Genomic DNA, 18,188 nt, shown 5'->3' with positions numbered 1-18,188 from the left:
TAAGCCATCCTTCGGGGTGGCTTTTCTTTTACCATCTGATAAAGAAAAAGCCTCGCAGTACGAGGCTTTTTTGTGTGATGCTAGATCAATATTTACTGCGCTATTGCCTCACGAATCATGCCTGCAGCGACCGTATGATTTGTGGCCTCATCGATCAAGATAAAGGCACCAGTGCGCTGAGATTGATCAAACAAGTCAGCAACAATCGGCTTTTGCAAAATAAAGTCTACTCGGCCGATCTCATTGGTAGACAGTCCATGCACATCACTTGCCTGAGACAATGTCTGCACATCTAGCACTTGTTGAATACCCTTCACTTTTGCGCCAACAGTATTGGTAGTGTGTCGCAAAGCATATTTACGACTCAATGAGAGTGGTTCGCTATCTAACCAGCATAAATCAGCAGAAAGTTGTTTGCTCAATACTGGTGGATGACTATCTTCAGCGCTAATAAATAAAGAGCCGCGTGAAACATCAATGTCTTCAGATAATTGGATCGCAACAGCTTGACCAGTTTGCGCAGAATCTACGGCATTATTGCCGTTGGTTTGCTTGCTGCTGGAGCGATTGCCCAAATAAATCTCAGCAATAGTTGCCTCATAGCCGCCTGGCAAAACCTTAATCTTTTGTCCCTTGCGAATACTGCCTGACTCGATTTCTCCAAGGTAGCCACGGAAGTCATCAGAAGCGCTGCCATCTTGGCGAGCCACATATTGAACGGGGAATCGTAGTGACAGTTTTTCTGACTCTGGGCTAGTGTCTAAACCCTCTAGCCACTCTAGGAGAGTAGGGCCTTTATACCAAGGAGTATTTTTGCTTGCAGTAACCACGTTAGCGCCAAGCAATGCAGAGATCGGAATCAAAGTTGGCTGAGGTAGGCCAATCTTTTGGGTGAGATCCTCAATAGCAGTCTTGATGGTATTGAAAACTTTCTCATCAAACTCATATAAGTCCATCTTGTTAACGGCAAACACTACATGACGTAAGCCTAATAAATGCACAATGGCGGCGTGACGTTTCGTTTGCGCTAGCAAAGTTGCAGGAGTAGTGCCGAGATCAACGCGGGTTGCATCAACCAAGATCACGGCGACATCCGATTGAGAGGCGCCAGTAACCAAGTTGCGGGTATATTGCTCATGGCCCGGGGCATCAGCAACAATAAATTTACGCTTTGGGGTAGAGAAGTAACGATAGGCAACATCAATCGTGATGCCTTGCTCACGCTCTGCCTCCAAGCCATCGGTGAGGAGGGCTAAATCCACACCTGCATCAGAGGAGGTAACGCGAGCATGCTTGGTCTTTGAGAGTGACTCCAATTGATCTACCAAAATAGACTTGGTGTCATAGAGCAAGCGCCCAATTAAAGTACTCTTGCCATCATCTACGCTACCTGCAGTAATGAAGCGAACGACGTTTTGATTTTGATTAGTAGTCATCAGAAGTAACCTTCTTTCTTACGGCGCTCCATAGAGGCCTCATTGGTTTGATCATCCATGCGAGTAGCGCCACGCTCAGTAATTTCAGAAATAGCAGTTTCAGCAATGATTTCTAATGGAGTTGCTGCAGTACTGAGAACTGGGCAGGTACAACTGATATCACCAACAGTGCGAAAACGTACGCTCAGGACCTCGCTAATATCATCAGCCGATTTTGGTGTGACGTTAGTCACTGGAACTAATAAATTATTTTTCTTCACTACTTCACGCTGGTGTGTGTAGTAGATGCTTGGAAGTTCTAGTTTCTCGCGAGCAATGTATTGCCAAATATCGAGTTCAGTCCAGTTCGAGATTGGGAAAACACGCATATTTTCGCCTTTAGCGATTCGTGCGTTGTAGAGCTTCCAAAGCTCAGGACGTTGTGCTTTGGGATCCCATTGACCGAATTCATCACGGAAAGAAAATATACGCTCCTTAGCGCGAGCTTTTTCTTCGTCGCGGCGGGCGCCGCCCATGAGGGCATCGAATTCATACTCCGCAATTGCCTCGAGCAAAGTCACTGCTTGGGCAGCATTGCGAGAATCCGTTTCCTTACGTAAACGTACAGTACCATTTTTGATGGAGTCTTCAACGTGACCCACAATCAGCTTGACACCAGTCTTTTGCACTACAGCATCACGATAGGCGATCACTTCTGGGTAGTTATGTCCTGTATCAATATGCAAAATTGGGAAAGGCAATTTCACTGGGCGATCACCGAATTGGAATGCCTTACGTGCTAAGTGAAACATCACGATGGAGTCCTTGCCACCAGAGAACAGCATGGCTGGATTGGAGCACTGCGCTACCACTTCGCGGATGATGTAGATCGATTCGGCCTCAAGCCAATCTAGGTGATCGTCAAGTAATTTTTGTTCTGACATTCTATAAGTTGTTTCTAGTAAGTTTTGACGATTGGTTATTTATTGACGTGTAAGCCACATTCTTTGCTATCACTTTGTAGCCACCACCAGCGACCAGCCCGTATGTCTTCACCCTTCTTAACCTGACGGGTGCAGGGTTCACAGCCAATGCTGGGGTAGCCCTTCAGGTGTAGCGGGTGAATAGGAACGTTTTCTTGTTTGATATAAGCCCAGATATCCGCTTCACTCCAATCAAACAAAGGATTGAATTTTGAGATGCCCCGTGCATCATCAAGTTCCTCCAAATTAAGCTCAGTACGAGTAGTTGATTGCTCGCGTCGCTGGCCAGTGATCCAGGCATCAGCACCAAGCAGTGCAGCATTGAGGGGTTTGATCTTGCGCGCCCCACAGCAAGCTTTCTTTGGCTCTTCACTGTCGTAAAAGCCATTCATGCCATATTGATCAATAAACGCTTGAACGTCACTATCTTGCGGATAGACTTTTTGAATAGATACGCCGTAATGATCTTCAGTTGTTTTGACCATGGCTACGGTTTCTTGATGCAGACGTCCAGTCGCTAATGTAAATAACTTAATCTTTGCGCCAGCCTTAGCGATAGCATCGGTAATCACCATGTCTTCTGCCGCTAAGCTAGTTGCAAAGCGAACGTCAGAAAAGCACTTGGAAATATTAGCCAAGCGCTGCTTTAAAACAGCGGACTTTTCAGCAAGCTCAGCTGGTATAAGGGTGCTTGTTGGGATCACCCAAAATTCTGGAGCAATCATGAACAAACTAATTTAATGCCCACCAAAAACAGTGTGGCTGCAAGCGTTGCTCTGGTAATGCGCTCTGACAATATGCTGGATAGTTTTGCGCCCAACCAGATCGCTGGAACCGATCCAATCAAAAGCCCAAAGAGCAGGTCAAAATGAACGTTTCCAAGCCACCAGTGACCAATGCCAGCTAAAGCCGTGAGCGGCACTGCATATGCAATATCTGTTCCTGCGACTTCTGAAGGCTTAAGGTGTGGATACAGTAAAAGGATGAGTGTTGCGCCAATAGCACCAGCTCCAATAGAGGAGATGGTGACCAATACCCCAATGACTGCGCCAACAACTATGGTTGCTAGTTTAAGACGTGACCCAGCAGGTAAGAATGTTGGATTATCTTGAACCCATTTCAAAAGTTTTGCTCTAAAGATAAGGGATACCGCTGTTAAAAGGACTGAGATGCCGATAGAGAGGCTGATGAAGTGATTGAAGTTTTTAGAAACGGGGCCAATGATTTTTAGTGCCAAGATGGAAATAATAGCAGTAGTAATGCTGCCAATACAAAGTAGGCGAACAATATCCCAACGCACATTACCATGAAGTCTATGTGCTGCAGTACCAAAGCCTTTGGTAATTGCTGCAAATGCTAGATCGGTTCCAACCGCCGTGGTGGGGGCGACACCAAAAATAATGGTTAGCAATGGGGTCATTAGTGAGCCACCACCAACGCCAGTCATGCCCACTAGTAAGCCTACTAGCGCACCAGAAATAATGAAGTGAGAAGAATCTAAGAAAAATTGCAGCATTTATTGGTTCCTTTTTTGCCTAAGCAAAAGACTGTTCAAACTCTTCGAGCTTGATGGCATTCATGAGGAACAGAATTTGACGTTGAAAACTTTTGCGCTCAGCTACCTTCTCATGGGGGAGGCGGTCATGTTCGCGTAATAGTTGGGTGATAACAGGGTTGTAATGTTCACGTACGGGTGACATCGAAATTCCTTGGTAAATATCTTGTTAAGAAGAATTTACCAAGGGCTCTATATATCCACAAGGAATATATAGCGATATCTAAATTACTTTTAGGTATAAAGAATTTACCTTACTTCTCTACGAAAGCACGTTCAAAGACGTAGTCGCCCAATTGGCCAAGGCTTGGAGAGACCTTAAAGCCTTTGGCATCGAGCATCTCAGAGGTTTCTTTGAGCATGGAGGGGCTACCGCAAATCATGGCGCGATCTACTGCTGGATCGAGCGGCGGAAGACCAATATCTTTGAAAAGTTGACCAGTTTCAATTGCAGTAGTGAGGCGACCCGTATGCTTGAAAGCTTCACGTGTCACGGTTGGGTAGTAGATCAGTTTTTCGCGAATCAGTTCGCCCAAGTATTCATCTTGAGTGAGCTCATTTTTAATGTAGTCCTCATAAGCCAACTCGCTTACTAAGCGCACTCCATGAATGAGAACAACCTTCTCAAATTTCTCATAGGTTTCTGGATCGCGAATGATGCTCATGAACGGTGCAAGGCCAGTCCCGGTGCTGAACAAGTACAGATGCTTGCCCGGATTTAAGTCATCTAACACTAGAGTGCCTACAGACTTCTCGCTGACAAGAATTGGGTCGCCAACTTGAATCTTCTGTAAACGTGAAGTCAAAGGACCGTCTTGAACTTTAATGCTCAAGAACTCGAGATGCTCTTCATAGTTTGGACTGGCAACGCTATAGGCGCGCACCAAGGGTTTGCCTTCAACCTCAAGACCAATCATCAAAAAGTGACCGCTACGAAAGCGCAAGCCCTTATTGCGGGTGGTAGTAAAGCTGAAAAGAGTGTCATTCCAGTGGTGAACTGACAGAACGGTTTCGGTGTTGTATGCGGCCATAAATGCGTATGAATTAGAAGATAGCAAAACAATGATTATCCCATTCTTGAAGCTCTAAATTGATGCCAAAACTCGAAAAATTAGGACTCTGTAGTGATATAGATCGGACTTTTAGTAATATAGCCCCGGTTTATAGGGGCTTGCCCGTCTATTGGCTATCATCTAGTGATGAAAAGATCCCAGTACCTATTCCTATCCATTTTCAGTTTGAGCCTAGTGCTATTTGCCGTCATCTTGCAGCAAATGGGGTACCAAGGCGTTAGTTTTCTGCCATGCCCTTTATGTATTTTGCAAAGAGTAGGTTATCTTGGAATCGCTCTTTTCTGTCTTTTGGCTGCCGGCATTTCACCATTCAGAAAACTATTTCATGGCTTCGCTATTTTGGCTGCCGGGTATGGGGCGGCAGTAGCTGGTCACCATGTTTTGCTCTTATCTCATCCCAGTGAGTCTTGTGGAATTGACCCTTTAGAGACTTGGATTAATCAGTTTCGGTTGGCCAATAATCTGCCCTGGCTATTCAAAGCGGATGGATTGTGTTCGGCGAAACTACCTGCCATTTTAGGATTGCAAGTTCCCGAATGGTCTTTAGTTTGGTTCACAGTATTGCTGCTCGTTCTACTTATCACTTTCTTCAGAAAATCTCCTACTGAATGATCCATAGAATTTTTGGTACTTAACCAATAACTATCCAATCTTTTACAAGCCTTGCTTTAACCCATAAGATCACTATCAAACCCATTTTTTGGAATAAGGAATACTGATGACTTACTTCACAGATAACTCACAAACTATTGGCAAGACCCCTTTAGTTCGACTGAATCGCGTAACGGATGGCGCTAAAGCGACTGTTCTTGCGAAGATTGAAGGTCGTAATCCTGCCTACTCCGTTAAGTGCCGTATAGGTGTTGCCATGATTAACGATGCTCAAGAAAAAGGCCTTCTCGGTCCTAGCAAAGAACTTGTGGAGCCTACTAGTGGCAATACTGGTATTGCTTTGGCCTTCGTGGCAGCAGCGCGCGGTATTCCTTTGACGCTTACCATGCCAGAAACGATGAGTATGGAGCGTCGCAAATTGCTCACTGCCTTAGGTGCGAAAATTGTTTTAACTGAAGGTCCAAAAGGTATGAATGGCGCTGTTGCTAAGGCTAAAGAAATTGCGGCATCTGACTCTAAATATGTCTTACTGCAGCAATTTAGCAATCCATCGAATCCTGCAATTCATGAGAAGACGACTGGCCCAGAAATTTGGGAAGACACCGAAGGCAAGATTGATGTGTTCGTTGCTGGTGTTGGTACTGGCGGAACGATTACTGGCGTAGGTCGTTACATCAAAAATACTAAAAAGAAAAATATTGAAGTGGTAGCAGTAGAGCCAACTACAAGCCCAGTGATTACACAGAAGTTAAATGGTGAGGAAATTAAACCGGCACCCCATAAGATTCAGGGTATTGGCGCTGGATTTATTCCAGATAACCTAGATTTGTCAGTAGTGGATAAGGTAGAGCAAGTCTCCAATGAAGAAGCTATTGAATTTGCTCGTCGTATTGCGAAAGAAGAAGGCATTTTGGTAGGTATCTCCTGTGGCGCTGCAGCTGCAGTAGCTGTTCGTTTGGCCAAAAAGCCTGAATACGCAGGAAAAACGATTGTGGTTGTACTGCCTGATACTGCTGAACGTTATTTAAGCTCTCCATTATTTGAGGGCGTATTTGATGAAAAAGGTTTACCGGCGTAACGCAATACTGACTACCTTGATTGGTAATAAAAAAGGCACCCTAGGGTGCCTTTTGTTTATTTCGGGAATGATTACTCTTCTTCACGACGTAAGTGCGGGAACAGAATCACATCACGAATATTTGGCGCATCAGTCAGCAACATCACCAAACGATCGATACCAATACCGCAACCACCAGTTGGGGGCATGCCGTACTCGAGGGCGCGGATAAAGTCATGATCAAAGTACATCGCCTCTTCGTCACCCGCTTCTTTTTGCTCTACTTGCTTGCGGAAGCGATTAGCTTGATCTTCGGCATCGTTTAACTCTGAGAATCCGTTAGCAATTTCACGGCCAGTAATAAAGAGCTCAAAGCGCTCAGTAATGCCTGGTCGGGTATCGGATTCTCTTGCAAGTGGGCTTACTTCAATTGGGTAGTCAATGATGTAAGTTGGCTCCCAAAGGTGCTCTTCGGCCACTAATTCAAAGAGTGCAAGTTGAAGTGCGCCGATACCTGCATTCTTGAGAGTAGGGGCATCTGGATTCTCGCCACCTTTTTTTAATTCTGTGCGAATGAAGTCGATATCTTTAAGTTGGGCTGCTTCATAAATCTTGCCAGACTGACCACAGTGCTTGAGGATGGCCTCAGTAATGGTCAAGCGTTGAAATGGCTTGCTCAGATCAAGCTCACGACCTTGGTGAGTTAATACAGCAGTACCTTGTGCATCCATTGCTGCCGCACGAATTAAACCTTCTGTGAAATCCATTAACCAACGATAGTCTGTATAGGCCGCATAGAACTCCATCATGGTGAATTCTGGATTGTGCCGTGGGCTCACACCTTCGTTGCGGAAGTTACGGTTAATTTCAAAGACACGCTCAAAACCACCAACGACTAAACGCTTGAGGTAAAGCTCAGGTGCGATACGCAAGAACATTTGCATGTCGAGTGCATTGTGATGGGTAATAAATGGTTTGGCTGCTGCACCACCTGGGATTGGGTGGAGCATCGGCGTCTCTACTTCCATAAAGTCAGCATCCAACATATGGCGGCGTAATGAAGCAATAGCATTGCTACGCGCCTTAAAAGTATTGCGACTTTCTGGATTAACAATGAGGTCTACATAACGCTGGCGATATTTAGTCTCAAGATCTGATAAGCCGTGGAACTTGTCAGGCAATGGACGTAATGATTTGCTGAGCAGGCGTAAATTACTGCACTCAACAGACAATTCACCTTTATTAGTTTTAAAGAGATTGCCTTCAGCGGAGATGAAATCACCCATATCCCAATGCTTGAAGGCGCCATGGACATCAGCGCCACTTAGCTCATCATTGATATAGAACTGAATTTGACCACTGCGATCTTGAATGGTGGCAAAGCTTGCCTTACCCATCACGCGCTTAAGCACCATGCGGCCAGCAACTTTGACATGAACCTTCTTCTCGGCCAACTCTTCTTTAGTTAAGCTGTCATAGTGAGTATGGAGGTCAGCTGCTAAATGAGTGGGAACAAAGTCATTCGGAAATGCAACGCCACCAGCGCGAAGTTTGGCAAGCTTTTCACGGCGCTCTGCAATGATGTGATTTTCATCAACTGCTTCGGTGACAGGGGGTAAATTCGTTTTATCGTTCATATTCGTGATTAATTAAACGCCTTGCTTCAGGCTGGCTTCAATAAAGGCATCCAAATCTCCATCTAGTACTTTTTGGGTATTAGAGATTTCGACGTTAGTGCGTAAGTCTTTAATGCGGCTTTGATCCAAAACATAGGAACGGATCTGATGACCCCAACCTACATCCGTCTTGCTAGCTTCTAATTTGTCTTGCTCAGCGCGGCGCTTTTGCATCTCATGCTCGTAAAGGCGAGACTTGAGCATGCTCATCGCTTCAGCACGGTTACGGTGTTGACTTCGGTCGTTCTGACATTGCACCACTATCCCAGTTGGGATATGGGTTAAACGGACAGCCGAGTCGGTTTTGTTAATGTGCTGACCACCGGCGCCAGAGGCGCGGTAGGTATCGGTACGAATGTCAGCAGGATTGACGTCAATCTCAATGGAGTCGTCAATTTCTGGATAAACATAAATAGAGGCAAACGAAGTATGGCGACCATTAGAGGAGTCAAAAGGAGATTTGCGCACCAAGCGATGCACTCCTGTTTCTGAACGCAGATGGCCATAAGCGTATTCACCATCGACTTTGATGGTGGCGCTCTTAATGCCTGCGACATCGCCATCGGACTCTTCTAGAATTTCAGTTTTGTAACCCTTGCGTTCGCAATACTTGAGATATTGGCGATAGAGCATGCTGGCCCAGTCACAGGCTTCAGTACCACCTGCACCAGCTTGAATATCGATAAAACAATTACATGAATCCATCTCGTTATGAAACATGCGGCGGAATTCTAGGTCACCGATAATCTTGCTGTAGTTTTCAACATCTTGCTCAATAGCACCGATGGTTTCAAAATCACTTTCTTCCTTGGCCATGTCAAACAGCTCAAGAGCGCTAGTGATGTTGGTATTGAGATCGGTAAGGGTGGCAACTACGCCATCGAGCAATTTCTTTTCTTTGCCCAGCGCTTGTGCTTTCTTTTGATCATCCCAGATGGTGGGATCTTCCAGAATTGAATTAACTTCGGTAAGGCGACGTGACTTTACGTCGAAGTCAAAGATACCCCCGAAGAGCTTGCTCACGGGTGAGCAGATCGGACAAGGTATTCGAAATAGTATTTAGTTGTTCAGCTTCCATCCCCTAATTATAAGGGGGTTATTGCGCTCTACCCTCAGGGGGTGGCTGCCTCATCATGGGCTTCAATCATGAGTTGGATGCGGGCCTGTCCCTGATAGCGGTCGGTAACTAGGCGGTAGGCTAATTTAGCTTTAGCCGGCAGGCTTTGCGTGCGGTTGAACCAAACGGCGGTAATTGGTTTGTCAGTTGCCTTGATTTCAGAGCTTCCAATGGGGCGAACCATCAGTCGTAAATGCTTTTCTTTCATGAGGCTTTGCTGGGCAATCTCAAATTCTCCATAGAAAACCGGCTGAGGGAAGCCTTGGCCCCAAATCTCTTCAGCGAGTAAGTCGCCGATTTCGGGGGTAAATTCAGAGAGCTCCAAGGCGCCATCATGAGCATGGCGACGTTCTAGTAACTCATCAGTCAGCAAGTCAGATGCCACCTTCTGAAAGCAGGTATCAAACTTCTCAAAATCACTTTTCCGAATGGTTAATCCTGCAGCCATTGCATGGCCACCAAATTTCAAAATGAGTCCAGGCTCACGCTTTGAAACCAGATCTAGCGCATCCCTTAGATGAAAGCCGGTAAGTGAGCGACCTGAACCACGTAACTCTTCACCGGTACTGCCATCGGCTGGGGCAAACACAATTGCGGGTCGATTGAATCGTTCTTTCAGGCGGGAGGCAACAATACCAACAACACCTTGATGCCACTCTGGGTTCCACATACAAATGCTATTGCGCTCAGACATAGTGCCTGCAAGTTGATCTTCGGCAAGATGGGAGAGAGCAGTTTCTTGCATGCCAGTTTCAATCACACGTCGTTCGCGATTGATGCGATCAAGTTCATGGGCCAAAGTCGTGGCTTCGTCGGTGCTATCTGAAATAAGCAAACGAATGCCCAAGGTCATATCTGCTAGACGACCAGCAGCATTGAGTCTAGGGCCGATAGCAAAGCCTAGATCAAAGGTATTGGCTTTGCGTGGGTCGCGGTTTGCAGCTTGAAATAGTGCCTGAATGCCTGGCTGTGATATCCCAGCACGAATACGCTTTAGACCATTAGAAACTAGCACTCGATTATTGCGATCGAGCTGCGCTACGTCAGCAACAGTTCCTAAAGCCACTAGATCGAGAAGATTCTCTACTTTGGGCTGAGTCTCATTAGTAAATTTTCCACGCTTACGAAGTTCTGCACGCAATGCAACTAGCATATAAAACATCACGCCAACACCAGCAAGTGCTTTGCTCGGAAAGCCGCAACCAGGTTGGTTGGGATTTACGATGGCTAGTGCTTTGGGTAAATGGTCTCCAGGAAGATGGTGGTCAGTCACAATAACTTCCATGCCTAGCTCACGGGCGCGATCAACACCGGCTTCGCTAGCAATACCGTTGTCCACGGTGATGAGGTATTTAGGTTTCGGATTTTGTTGTGCGGCTAATTCCACAACTTCAGGCGTAAGGCCATATCCCATCGTAAAGCGATTGGGAACCAGAAACTGAACCGGAGTTTGCGGACCACCCAGCATTCGTAAGCCTCGAAGGCCTACAGCGCAAGCTGTGGCGCCATCGCAGTCATAGTCTGCAACGATGAGCATCGGCTCATTTTTCTCAAGGATATCTGCAAGTAAAGAGGCGGTACTGATGCAATTCTTCAGCTCAACTGGTGAAAGCAGTTGCTTTAAATCAAGAGAAAGCTCTTCAGGGGATTGCAGGCCTCGAGCTGCATAGAGTCTAGCCAGTAGCGGATGTAAACCGCTCTGCGCTAACCAGGTAGCAGTGCGTTCCGAGAAGGGGCGTTGAGAAAATAAACTCATACAAAATTCATGCGTAACTCATGCCTGACTAATTTCTTTCCAAGTAAGCGGCTCTGACTTTTTCCAGAATGCCCATGATTTTTTATTGAGGTCTTTAGCAACAAAGACGCGTTCGCGAACCTTTCCTTTTGGAAAGTCAATGATGACTAATTCATCCAATTGCTTGTCGTGTAGTGCTGCACTTAATTGTGACCATACCAACTTTGGTTGTTCAAGCCAGGCGAAGACTCCAGCCAGATTATTCTCATCCAAATCTATTTGATGCGGGATGCTTAAAAGCTTGGCTAGGCCAGTCATTAAGGGGTGGGCGCCTATCAGGCGCTGAGATTGATTTAATACTGCAGGTATTTGTACGTCTTGGAGCTTACCAATACCGCTTATCCAGATTGAATTAATGCTGGGCATGCCGCGTTGTTCGCGCTCCTCATTAACCGGACCAATATGCCAGAGCATCTGAATTTCATTTTGGAGTTTGCGCCAAAGCTTAGCGATACCATCTTTGTCGGTATCTCTCGGCATCCACCAGTCAATATTGCGTCCATGTGCTTGGTCTACGCTGTAAGTTGCTAAGCTTGAAAATGGGCCGGCAGGAACAAACCAATAATGCCGATCATGAAAAAGTACGGAGCCTTGAAAATCCTCTTCAATAAAAGGTAGGGCTGCCTTGAGCAGTTGATTGGATTCTTCTGCTGTCAGATCGATCTGGTTTTGCCCCATCAAAATAAGGTGATCTCGTGTGGCATGCAGATGAACTGGTTGAAGGCAGGCAATAACTTGCGCAGGATCAACGTATTGAGTGGACTGTCCAAGCAGTAAAACGGGAGCTAGGGGGACTAATTCTCCAAGTAAAAACTGCTCATGAGGCAGTCCTTGGCTTGGGCCAACTCTGCTATCAAGCTCATCTAAGACATCTTCCCCAGAAAGCATCAGGGTAAAGCGTCTCAGCGCAGCTTTGGAGGGGGTGGAATTTGCAGTCATTTCCCTGATTTTAGGTGGCATTTAGATATTCCATCCGTTTGTCCGTGCGATTCACTAAACTGTAGTTATGTTGAGACTTCCTATAGAGCTAGAAATTGGCCTACGCTACACCCGATCCAAGCGTCGTAAGACGGTAGGGAGGCGCGATGGCTTCCTATCCTTTATCTCTGGGATTTCGACCGCTGGCATCGCTTTAGGTGTTGCTTCGTTGATTGTGGTTTTATCGGTGATGAATGGTTTCCAGAAAGAAGTGCGCGACCGCATGTTGTCGGTGTTGTCACATGTAGAAATCACTGCGCCTGACGGCTTGGCAAATTGGGAGCCTCTGGCCCTGAAGGTTGCAGCTCAACCTCACGTTGTCGGGGTGGCGCCGATGGTGAGCTCACAAGGATTGTTGACTCGTGAGGGCATGATGCGTGGCGTAGCTATTCGGGGCATCTTGCCGAGTGAAGAAGGTAAGGTTTCGGATTTACCAAAACAATTTGTTGCGGGCAATATTGATGATCTCAAGCCAGGAAGTTTTGGTGTTGCTCTAGGTGCACAACTTGCAGCGATGGTTGGCGCACACGTTGGTGATCGCATTAATTTAATTGTTCCTGAAAGTGATTTAACTCCGGCAGGTGCAATGCCGCGTATGCGAACTTTGCAGGTGGTGGGTATCGTTGACAGTGGCCATTATGAATACGACAGCTCATTAGCCATCATGCACTGGCAAGACGCTGCCGCCTTATTGCGCTTGCGTGATCCGTCTGGTCTTCGTGTCAAAGTAGATGATATGCAACGGGCCCCTGAGATCGCTAATGAGTTAGCGGGTATTGTTCCTCAGGCGCTTTGGGTTACTGACTGGTCAAGATCAAACCGCAATTGGTTTGCAGCAGTACAGACTGAAAGAAAAATGATGTTCATCATTCTGACTTTGATTATTGCTGTGGCTGCATTCAACTTAGTCTCTACCTTAGTAATGACGGTCAATGAGAAACAAGCTGATATTGCAATACTGAGAACCATGGGTGCAAGCCCTGGATTAATTCAGAGAATATTTTTAATTCAAGGATTGGCGATTGGACTTCTGGGCTCCTTGATTGGTGTTGCCCTAGGTTTATTGATTGCGCTAAACATTGATGTCATCGTGCCGGTAATTGAGGCCATCTTCCGAGTGCAGTTCTTGCCGCGTGAGGTGTATTTCATCAGTGAGTTACCTTCAGATGTCAGAGCAAGTGATGTGCTGACAGTAGGCTTAATGGCTTTTGGCCTTTCGGTGTTGGCTACACTTTACCCAAGTCGTCGTGCTGCAAAAGTACAGCCTGCGGAGGCTCTTCGTTATGAGTAATTTAGATCAGTTAGTTCTCAAGGCCAGAGGTTTGGCCAAGACTTATGGTCAAGGGCCTACTGCAGTTGAGGTGCTTAAGGACATCGATTTAGATGTATTCCCATCAGAGAAGGTGGCTATTGTTGGTTCTTCAGGGTCTGGCAAAAGTACTTTGCTGCACCTATTGGGTGGTTTGGATAGCCCCAGTACTGGTTCTGTCATTTTGGCCGGCTCCAATTTGAACAATTTATCAGTCAAAAAATTAGATCAGCTTCGCAATCACAGCCTTGGGTTTATTTATCAGTTCCATCATCTCTTGGATGAATTTAGTGCTGCAGAAAACGTAGCATTGCCTTTGCGTATTCGGGGCTTGGGTAATGACGAGTCCATGGAGCGTGCTAGCAAGATGCTTAAAGCAGTGGGCCTATCTGCGCGTGAACTGCATACTCCTGGAGAGTTATCGGGCGGAGAGCGTCAACGTGTTGCTGTAGCTCGTGCCTTGGTGGGTAATCCAGCTTGTGTTTTAGCGGATGAGCCAACGGGTAATCTGGATACCGAGACTGCTGATGGAGTATTTGATTTGATGTTAGATATTGCTCGTGATCAAGGCACAGCCTTTGTGATCGTGACGCATGATCCGGTACGCGCCAAACGTTGCGATCGTATTTTGCATTTAGAGCGTGGAGTACTAAAGACGTTTTCAGTGTGAGTGGGCATCCCATGTGGATCGATACCCATTGCCATCTAGATGCTCCTGAGTTTGCGGGCATGCTCGATGCAGTTATTCAGAGGGCTGCTCAGCAACAGGTCAGTGCAATTCTGTTGCCGGCTGTAAAGGCGGCAGACTGTTCTGCCGTAAAAGCACTTACTCATCAATATAGTCAAACAATTCCTGGGCTGGTCTATACGCTCGGGATACATCCGCTTTATATCAATCAATCTGAAGAGGGTGATATCGAAATTCTTGAGAAACATATTGTTGAATCACTTTCCGACCCTCGATTTGTTGGCGTTGGTGAAATTGGTCTAGATTATTTTGTAGAGAATTTAGATCCTCATAAGCAAGAATTCTTTTTCAATGCGCAATTGGATTTGGCGCAGAAATATCAATTACCTGTGATCATGCATGTGCGGCGCTCGCAAGATGCCATTCTGAAGTCCTTACGTCGTCGTAATATTTCTGGTGGTATCGCGCATGCTTTTAATGGTAGTTTTCAGCAGGCAGAGCAATTTATCGAACTTGGGTTTAAGTTGGGCTTTGGTGGTGCCGCTACTTATGAGCGAGCCCTCCAAATTCGCAGGCTCTTAAAAGAGTTGCCGCTAGATAGTATTGTTACTGAAACCGATGCCCCTGATATTCCACCTGCATGGCTCAGGGAAGAGGGCATTCCTTTTAATGAGCCTGCTTTTCTGCCGAGAATTGCAAAAGAACTTGCCTTGGTTAGAGGGGTCGGTGAAGCCGAGTTTGCTTCTGCTGTCTGCAATAACGCTATGCAGGCATTGCCTCGCTGGTCTGCATTATGCGCAGATATTCCAAGCCTTAACTTAGCCTCTTAAATCTTTGCGCTTAGCTATTACGGCGTTTATCGCCGGGGGATCACTCCTTCTCTTTTTGCCACACGTGCCAGAGTATTGGTTGTTTGTATGCATCGTAGTTGGCACCTCTTGTTTATTTGCATCCTATTTAATTACCCAACAATCTCCACTCAAAAAGTTTGCGGTAATTGGCTTGCTATTCACCATGGGATTTGCATGGAATGCCCGATATGCAGAATATCGCTTGGAGAATATTCTTGCCGTAGAGTTAGAGGGTAAGGAGTTAATCTTGGAGGGTAGGGTAGCAGCGCTTCCACAAAGCAGTTCATCGGGTGCCAAATTTGCTTTTGAGATAGATAAGATGAGTGTGGGAAGCAAGTACCTCAACCACTCACCAAAAAGAATCTACCTAAGTTGGCAGCCTGCCTGGAGAAATCCCCAAGCAATTCCTGAAGTTATTCCTGGACAGCGCTGGAAATTCAAAGCAAAGTTAAAGCGTCCTTATGGATCACTAAATCCCTATACCTTTGATTTTGAGCGCTGGTCCTTTCAGCAGGACTTCGGTGCAAGTGGATCAATCAGGTTTGGAGAGTTGCTGCTAGATAAAGATATTGCCTGGACAGAGTTTGAGTTGCGCATGGAGTATGCCCGCTGGCATTTACGTCAAAAAATTCAAGCAATGCTACCAAGCGATGCGCGGTATGCAGGGGTTTTGATTGCATTGGTAATGGGCGACCAAAATGCAATTAATCAAGATGATTGGCAAGTATTTAATGCAACTGGTATTGGGCACCTTATCTCAATCTCAGGACTTCATGTCACCATGTTGGCAGGTTTTGGCGCCTCTCTCGCTGCGTTTATCTGGCGTCGACGTACATTGCCTCTTATTGCTCCGGTAGGCAAGGTTGCGGCAGCCTCTGGATTCTTGACTGCATTCATCTATGCCTGGTTGGCAGGCTTTCAGATTCCCGCGCAAAGAACCATGTATATGGTTGGGGTCGTGGCCTTTGCTTTATTGACCGGCAGAAATCCTCGATCATTTGATATTTGGTGGTGGGCTCTAGCTTTTGTATTGCTGATAGATCCTATGGCTGCCTATACACCTGGCTTTTGGTTATCTTTTGGAGCGGTAGCTGCCATTCTGTACGCAATGGGTAACTCCACCGGCTTGTTAGGCATTCCCACCGGGAAAGAATTAGAAGTTCATTGGAAGCTACGCATATTCCAGGCGCTGCGTGAGGCATGTCGCGTGCAAGCTGTAGTCACGCTAGCATTGCTGCCATTTACTTTGTATTGGTTTTATCAAGTTTCTGTTGTTTCGCCATTGGCCAATGCATTTGCTATTCCATTAGTCAGCTATATCGTCACACCACTGGCAATTGTTGGAGCCTTGCTACCGGAATTTATGGGTAGATGGCTTTTATGGCCAGCCCATGCATCTATGGAGTATTTGGGAGTTGTACTTGAGTGGATGGCTGGTTGGAGTTGGGCTGTTATTTGGTCAAGACAGCCTGATTGGTGGATGCTTGCTTTATCTGGAGTGGGGATTGTGTATGCCATTCGTCCGGGTGATATTGGCGACTCGTGGAAGCGAAGATTGTTGGCTATCGCTCTATCTGCCCCCTTATTTATTTGGCCAACTACATTCATTAGAAATGCTGATCTCTCCCAAGGTGAATTTAGGGCGAACGTTTTGGATATTGGCCAAGGTACTGCAGTTCTGATTGAGACTGCTAACAGAAGATTGTTATATGACACTGGACCCATTCAAGGCAAGAAAGATGATGCGGGGCAGAGAGTCATTCTTCCTTATCTACGCGGCAGAGGAATCAATCATGTTGATCGGATGGTGATTAGTCATAGCGATAGCGATCATGTAGGAGGGGCTGCAACACTTCTAAAGCAGATTCGATTTGATTCTATGATGGGGTCCTTACCTAAATCCAATCCTTTGCTACAAAATTTGCAAGCAAGAAAGATTCCTGCTATCCCCTGTCGCTTTGGTCAGCGCTGGGCATGGGATGGAGTGGATTTTGTAATTTGGCACCCTAATTCAGAAACGGTATTTGCAGATCAATATCCTGGTAAGCCCAATGAAATGAGCTGTGTGCTTGAGGTAAGGAATCAACAAAGTTCGGTTTGGTTAACGGGCGATGTTGAGAAGCAGGGGGAAGCTGATATTACAGAGAGGCTAGACGCTAAAGCGCTAAATGAAATTGGTGACAGGGAATTAATATTCATGGCCCCGCACCATGGCAGCAAAACATCTTCTTCTTTAGCTCTATTAAAAAGATTAGAACCCCATCAAGCTTTTGCCCAAAATGGTTATCAAAATCGATATGGTCATCCACACCCAGATGTGACTGCACGATATAAAAATTTGGATATTCCTTTTTATCAAACCCCTCAAACAGGAGCGCAGACTTGGTTGTTTAAAAATAATGCAAAGTCTTCGACACAATTTTGGAGGCATGATATAAAACGAATATGGCATCGAATGATGTGAGATCAAATAAAAGGATTTGTATATGAATAAGCTACTTGCCCTATGTTCTCTGGTTATCGTCGTAACAGTCGGATGCGCTGGAGCAAATGTACGCCCTTTGGTTGATATGAAGGGTGTAAATGAGGCTAGCTATGAGAGTGATCTCAAAGATTGCCAAAACTATGCGCAACAACAATCGGGTATGGGCTCTACTGCTGCAAAAGGGGCGGGTGCCGGTGCGGTAGTAGGTGGTTTATTGGGATTGGTTACTGGCGGTAATGGCTCAGGAATTGCGCAGGCTGCTGGAGCGGGTGCTGTTATCGGCGGAGCTGGCGGCGCATTTTCCGGCAATCAAGCCCAGGAGGCAGTGGTTAAGAGGTGTTTAAGTGGGCGCGGCTATAAGGTGCTGAACTAAAACTGCCCTGATATAGCTTAAAAGCCCGATAAATCAGGCTTTTTAATGCCCCAGAAAAGCAAAAAACCCTTAAAAATCAAGGGCTTAATACGTAATTCTTGGTTGCGGGGGCAGGATTTGAACCTACGACCTTCGGGTTATGAGCCCGACAAAACGACCAATTTCAGCCCCTTATAAAACCTCAACTTCGCAGTAAGTATAAGGCTAAACCTAATAATTAC

At 46.1% G+C, this 18,188-nt stretch carries 17 protein-coding genes; 7 read left to right on the top strand and 10 right to left on the bottom strand.

All coding sequences use genetic code 11. The features are described 5' to 3' along the window. Window positions 1–92: 92 nt before the first annotated feature. The 6 genes from ICN36_RS03355 to ICN36_RS03330 form a co-directional block, all read right to left on the bottom strand. Window positions 93–1,436: a sulfate adenylyltransferase subunit 1 gene (locus ICN36_RS03355; protein WP_216226999.1), complete on the bottom strand. Its 1,344-nt coding sequence runs from the start codon at window positions 1,434–1,436 to the stop codon at window positions 93–95. Then, on the bottom strand, window positions 1,436–2,359 hold the full coding sequence (gene cysD / locus ICN36_RS03350) for a sulfate adenylyltransferase subunit CysD (protein ID WP_216226998.1): 924 nt from the start codon (window positions 2,357–2,359) through the stop codon (window positions 1,436–1,438). Before cysD ends, ICN36_RS03355 begins: the two co-directional genes overlap by 1 nt. Window positions 2,360–2,394: 35 nt before the next feature. After that, entirely contained in the window at window positions 2,395–3,123 is a 729-nt protein-coding gene (locus tag ICN36_RS03345; protein WP_216226997.1) for a phosphoadenylyl-sulfate reductase, read from the bottom strand. Next, the gene (locus ICN36_RS03340) at window positions 3,120–3,914 is read right to left on the bottom strand and encodes a sulfite exporter TauE/SafE family protein (protein ID WP_216226996.1); all 795 of its coding nucleotides are present in this window, start codon (window positions 3,912–3,914) and stop codon (window positions 3,120–3,122) included. Before ICN36_RS03340 ends, ICN36_RS03345 begins: the two co-directional genes overlap by 4 nt. A gap of 19 nt (window positions 3,915–3,933) precedes the next feature. After that, window positions 3,934–4,098 carry a hypothetical protein gene (locus tag ICN36_RS03335; RefSeq protein ID WP_215360502.1) on the bottom strand — a complete coding sequence of 55 codons (165 nt, stop codon included), beginning with the start codon at window positions 4,096–4,098 and terminating at the stop codon, window positions 3,934–3,936. A 109-nt stretch (window positions 4,099–4,207) separates the two neighbouring features. Continuing rightward, entirely contained in the window at window positions 4,208–4,984 is a 777-nt protein-coding gene (locus tag ICN36_RS03330) for a ferredoxin--NADP reductase (RefSeq protein ID WP_216226995.1), read from the bottom strand. A gap of 168 nt (window positions 4,985–5,152) precedes the next feature. Between ICN36_RS03330 and ICN36_RS03325 the strand changes: the two genes are divergently transcribed. After that, a complete protein-coding gene (locus tag ICN36_RS03325) occupies window positions 5,153–5,638 on the top strand; it encodes a disulfide bond formation protein B (protein WP_216226994.1) in 486 nt (161 codons plus the stop codon). A 106-nt stretch (window positions 5,639–5,744) separates the two neighbouring features. Further along, complete coding sequence (cysK, locus tag ICN36_RS03320; protein ID WP_216226993.1) at window positions 5,745–6,716, top strand: cysteine synthase A; 972 nt, start codon at window positions 5,745–5,747, stop codon at window positions 6,714–6,716. Between the two features lie 71 nt (window positions 6,717–6,787). Here the strand turns inward: cysK and lysS are convergent, their stop codons facing one another. The 4 genes from lysS to ICN36_RS03300 all read right to left on the bottom strand — a co-directional run bounded on the left by lysS (window position 6,788) and on the right by ICN36_RS03300 (window position 12,222). Next, a complete protein-coding gene (gene lysS, locus ICN36_RS03315; RefSeq protein ID WP_216226992.1) occupies window positions 6,788–8,332 on the bottom strand; it encodes a lysine--tRNA ligase in 1,545 nt (514 codons plus the stop codon). A gap of 12 nt (window positions 8,333–8,344) precedes the next feature. Then, a protein-coding gene (gene prfB / locus ICN36_RS03310; protein ID WP_216226991.1) for a peptide chain release factor 2 occupies window positions 8,345–9,449 on the bottom strand; the annotation gives its coding sequence in 2 pieces (ribosomal slippage) (window positions 8,345–9,376 and window positions 9,378–9,449; 1,104 coding nt in all). Window positions 9,450–9,483: 34 nt separating this feature from the next. Then, on the bottom strand, window positions 9,484–11,244 hold the full coding sequence (recJ, locus tag ICN36_RS03305) for a single-stranded-DNA-specific exonuclease RecJ (protein WP_216226990.1): 1,761 nt from the start codon (window positions 11,242–11,244) through the stop codon (window positions 9,484–9,486). A gap of 18 nt (window positions 11,245–11,262) precedes the next feature. Continuing rightward, on the bottom strand, window positions 11,263–12,222 hold the full coding sequence (locus tag ICN36_RS03300; protein ID WP_255531220.1) for a hypothetical protein: 960 nt from the start codon (window positions 12,220–12,222) through the stop codon (window positions 11,263–11,265). A 67-nt stretch (window positions 12,223–12,289) separates the two neighbouring features. Here ICN36_RS03300 and ICN36_RS03295 point away from each other — a divergent pair, with 67 nt between their 5' ends. The 5 genes from ICN36_RS03295 to ICN36_RS03275 are packed head-to-tail and all read left to right on the top strand — an operon-like array spanning window position 12,290 to window position 17,967. Next, window positions 12,290–13,552: a lipoprotein-releasing ABC transporter permease subunit gene (locus ICN36_RS03295; protein ID WP_216226988.1), complete on the top strand. Its 1,263-nt coding sequence runs from the start codon at window positions 12,290–12,292 to the stop codon at window positions 13,550–13,552. Beyond that, window positions 13,545–14,240, top strand: coding sequence for an ABC transporter ATP-binding protein (locus ICN36_RS03290; protein ID WP_216226987.1), 696 nt, complete (start codon window positions 13,545–13,547; stop codon window positions 14,238–14,240). Before ICN36_RS03295 ends, ICN36_RS03290 begins: the two co-directional genes overlap by 8 nt. Before the next feature lie 11 nt (window positions 14,241–14,251). Further along, window positions 14,252–15,088, top strand: a complete 837-nt coding sequence (locus tag ICN36_RS03285; protein WP_216227141.1) for a TatD family hydrolase — start codon at window positions 14,252–14,254, stop codon at window positions 15,086–15,088. Window positions 15,089–15,092: 4 nt separating this feature from the next. After that, window positions 15,093–17,573 carry a DNA internalization-related competence protein ComEC/Rec2 gene (locus ICN36_RS03280; RefSeq protein ID WP_255531219.1) on the top strand — a complete coding sequence of 827 codons (2,481 nt, stop codon included), beginning with the start codon at window positions 15,093–15,095 and terminating at the stop codon, window positions 17,571–17,573. 22 nt (window positions 17,574–17,595) lie between these two features. After that, entirely contained in the window at window positions 17,596–17,967 is a 372-nt protein-coding gene (locus ICN36_RS03275) for a glycine zipper family protein (protein ID WP_216226986.1), read from the top strand. Window positions 17,968–18,188 lie beyond the last annotated feature (221 nt).

It is taken from the genome of Polynucleobacter sp. UK-Gri1-W3 (genome assembly GCF_018881595.1).
Classification (GTDB): domain Bacteria; phylum Pseudomonadota; class Gammaproteobacteria; order Burkholderiales; family Burkholderiaceae; genus Polynucleobacter.
This window is presented reverse-complemented; position numbering and strand designations above follow the sequence as displayed.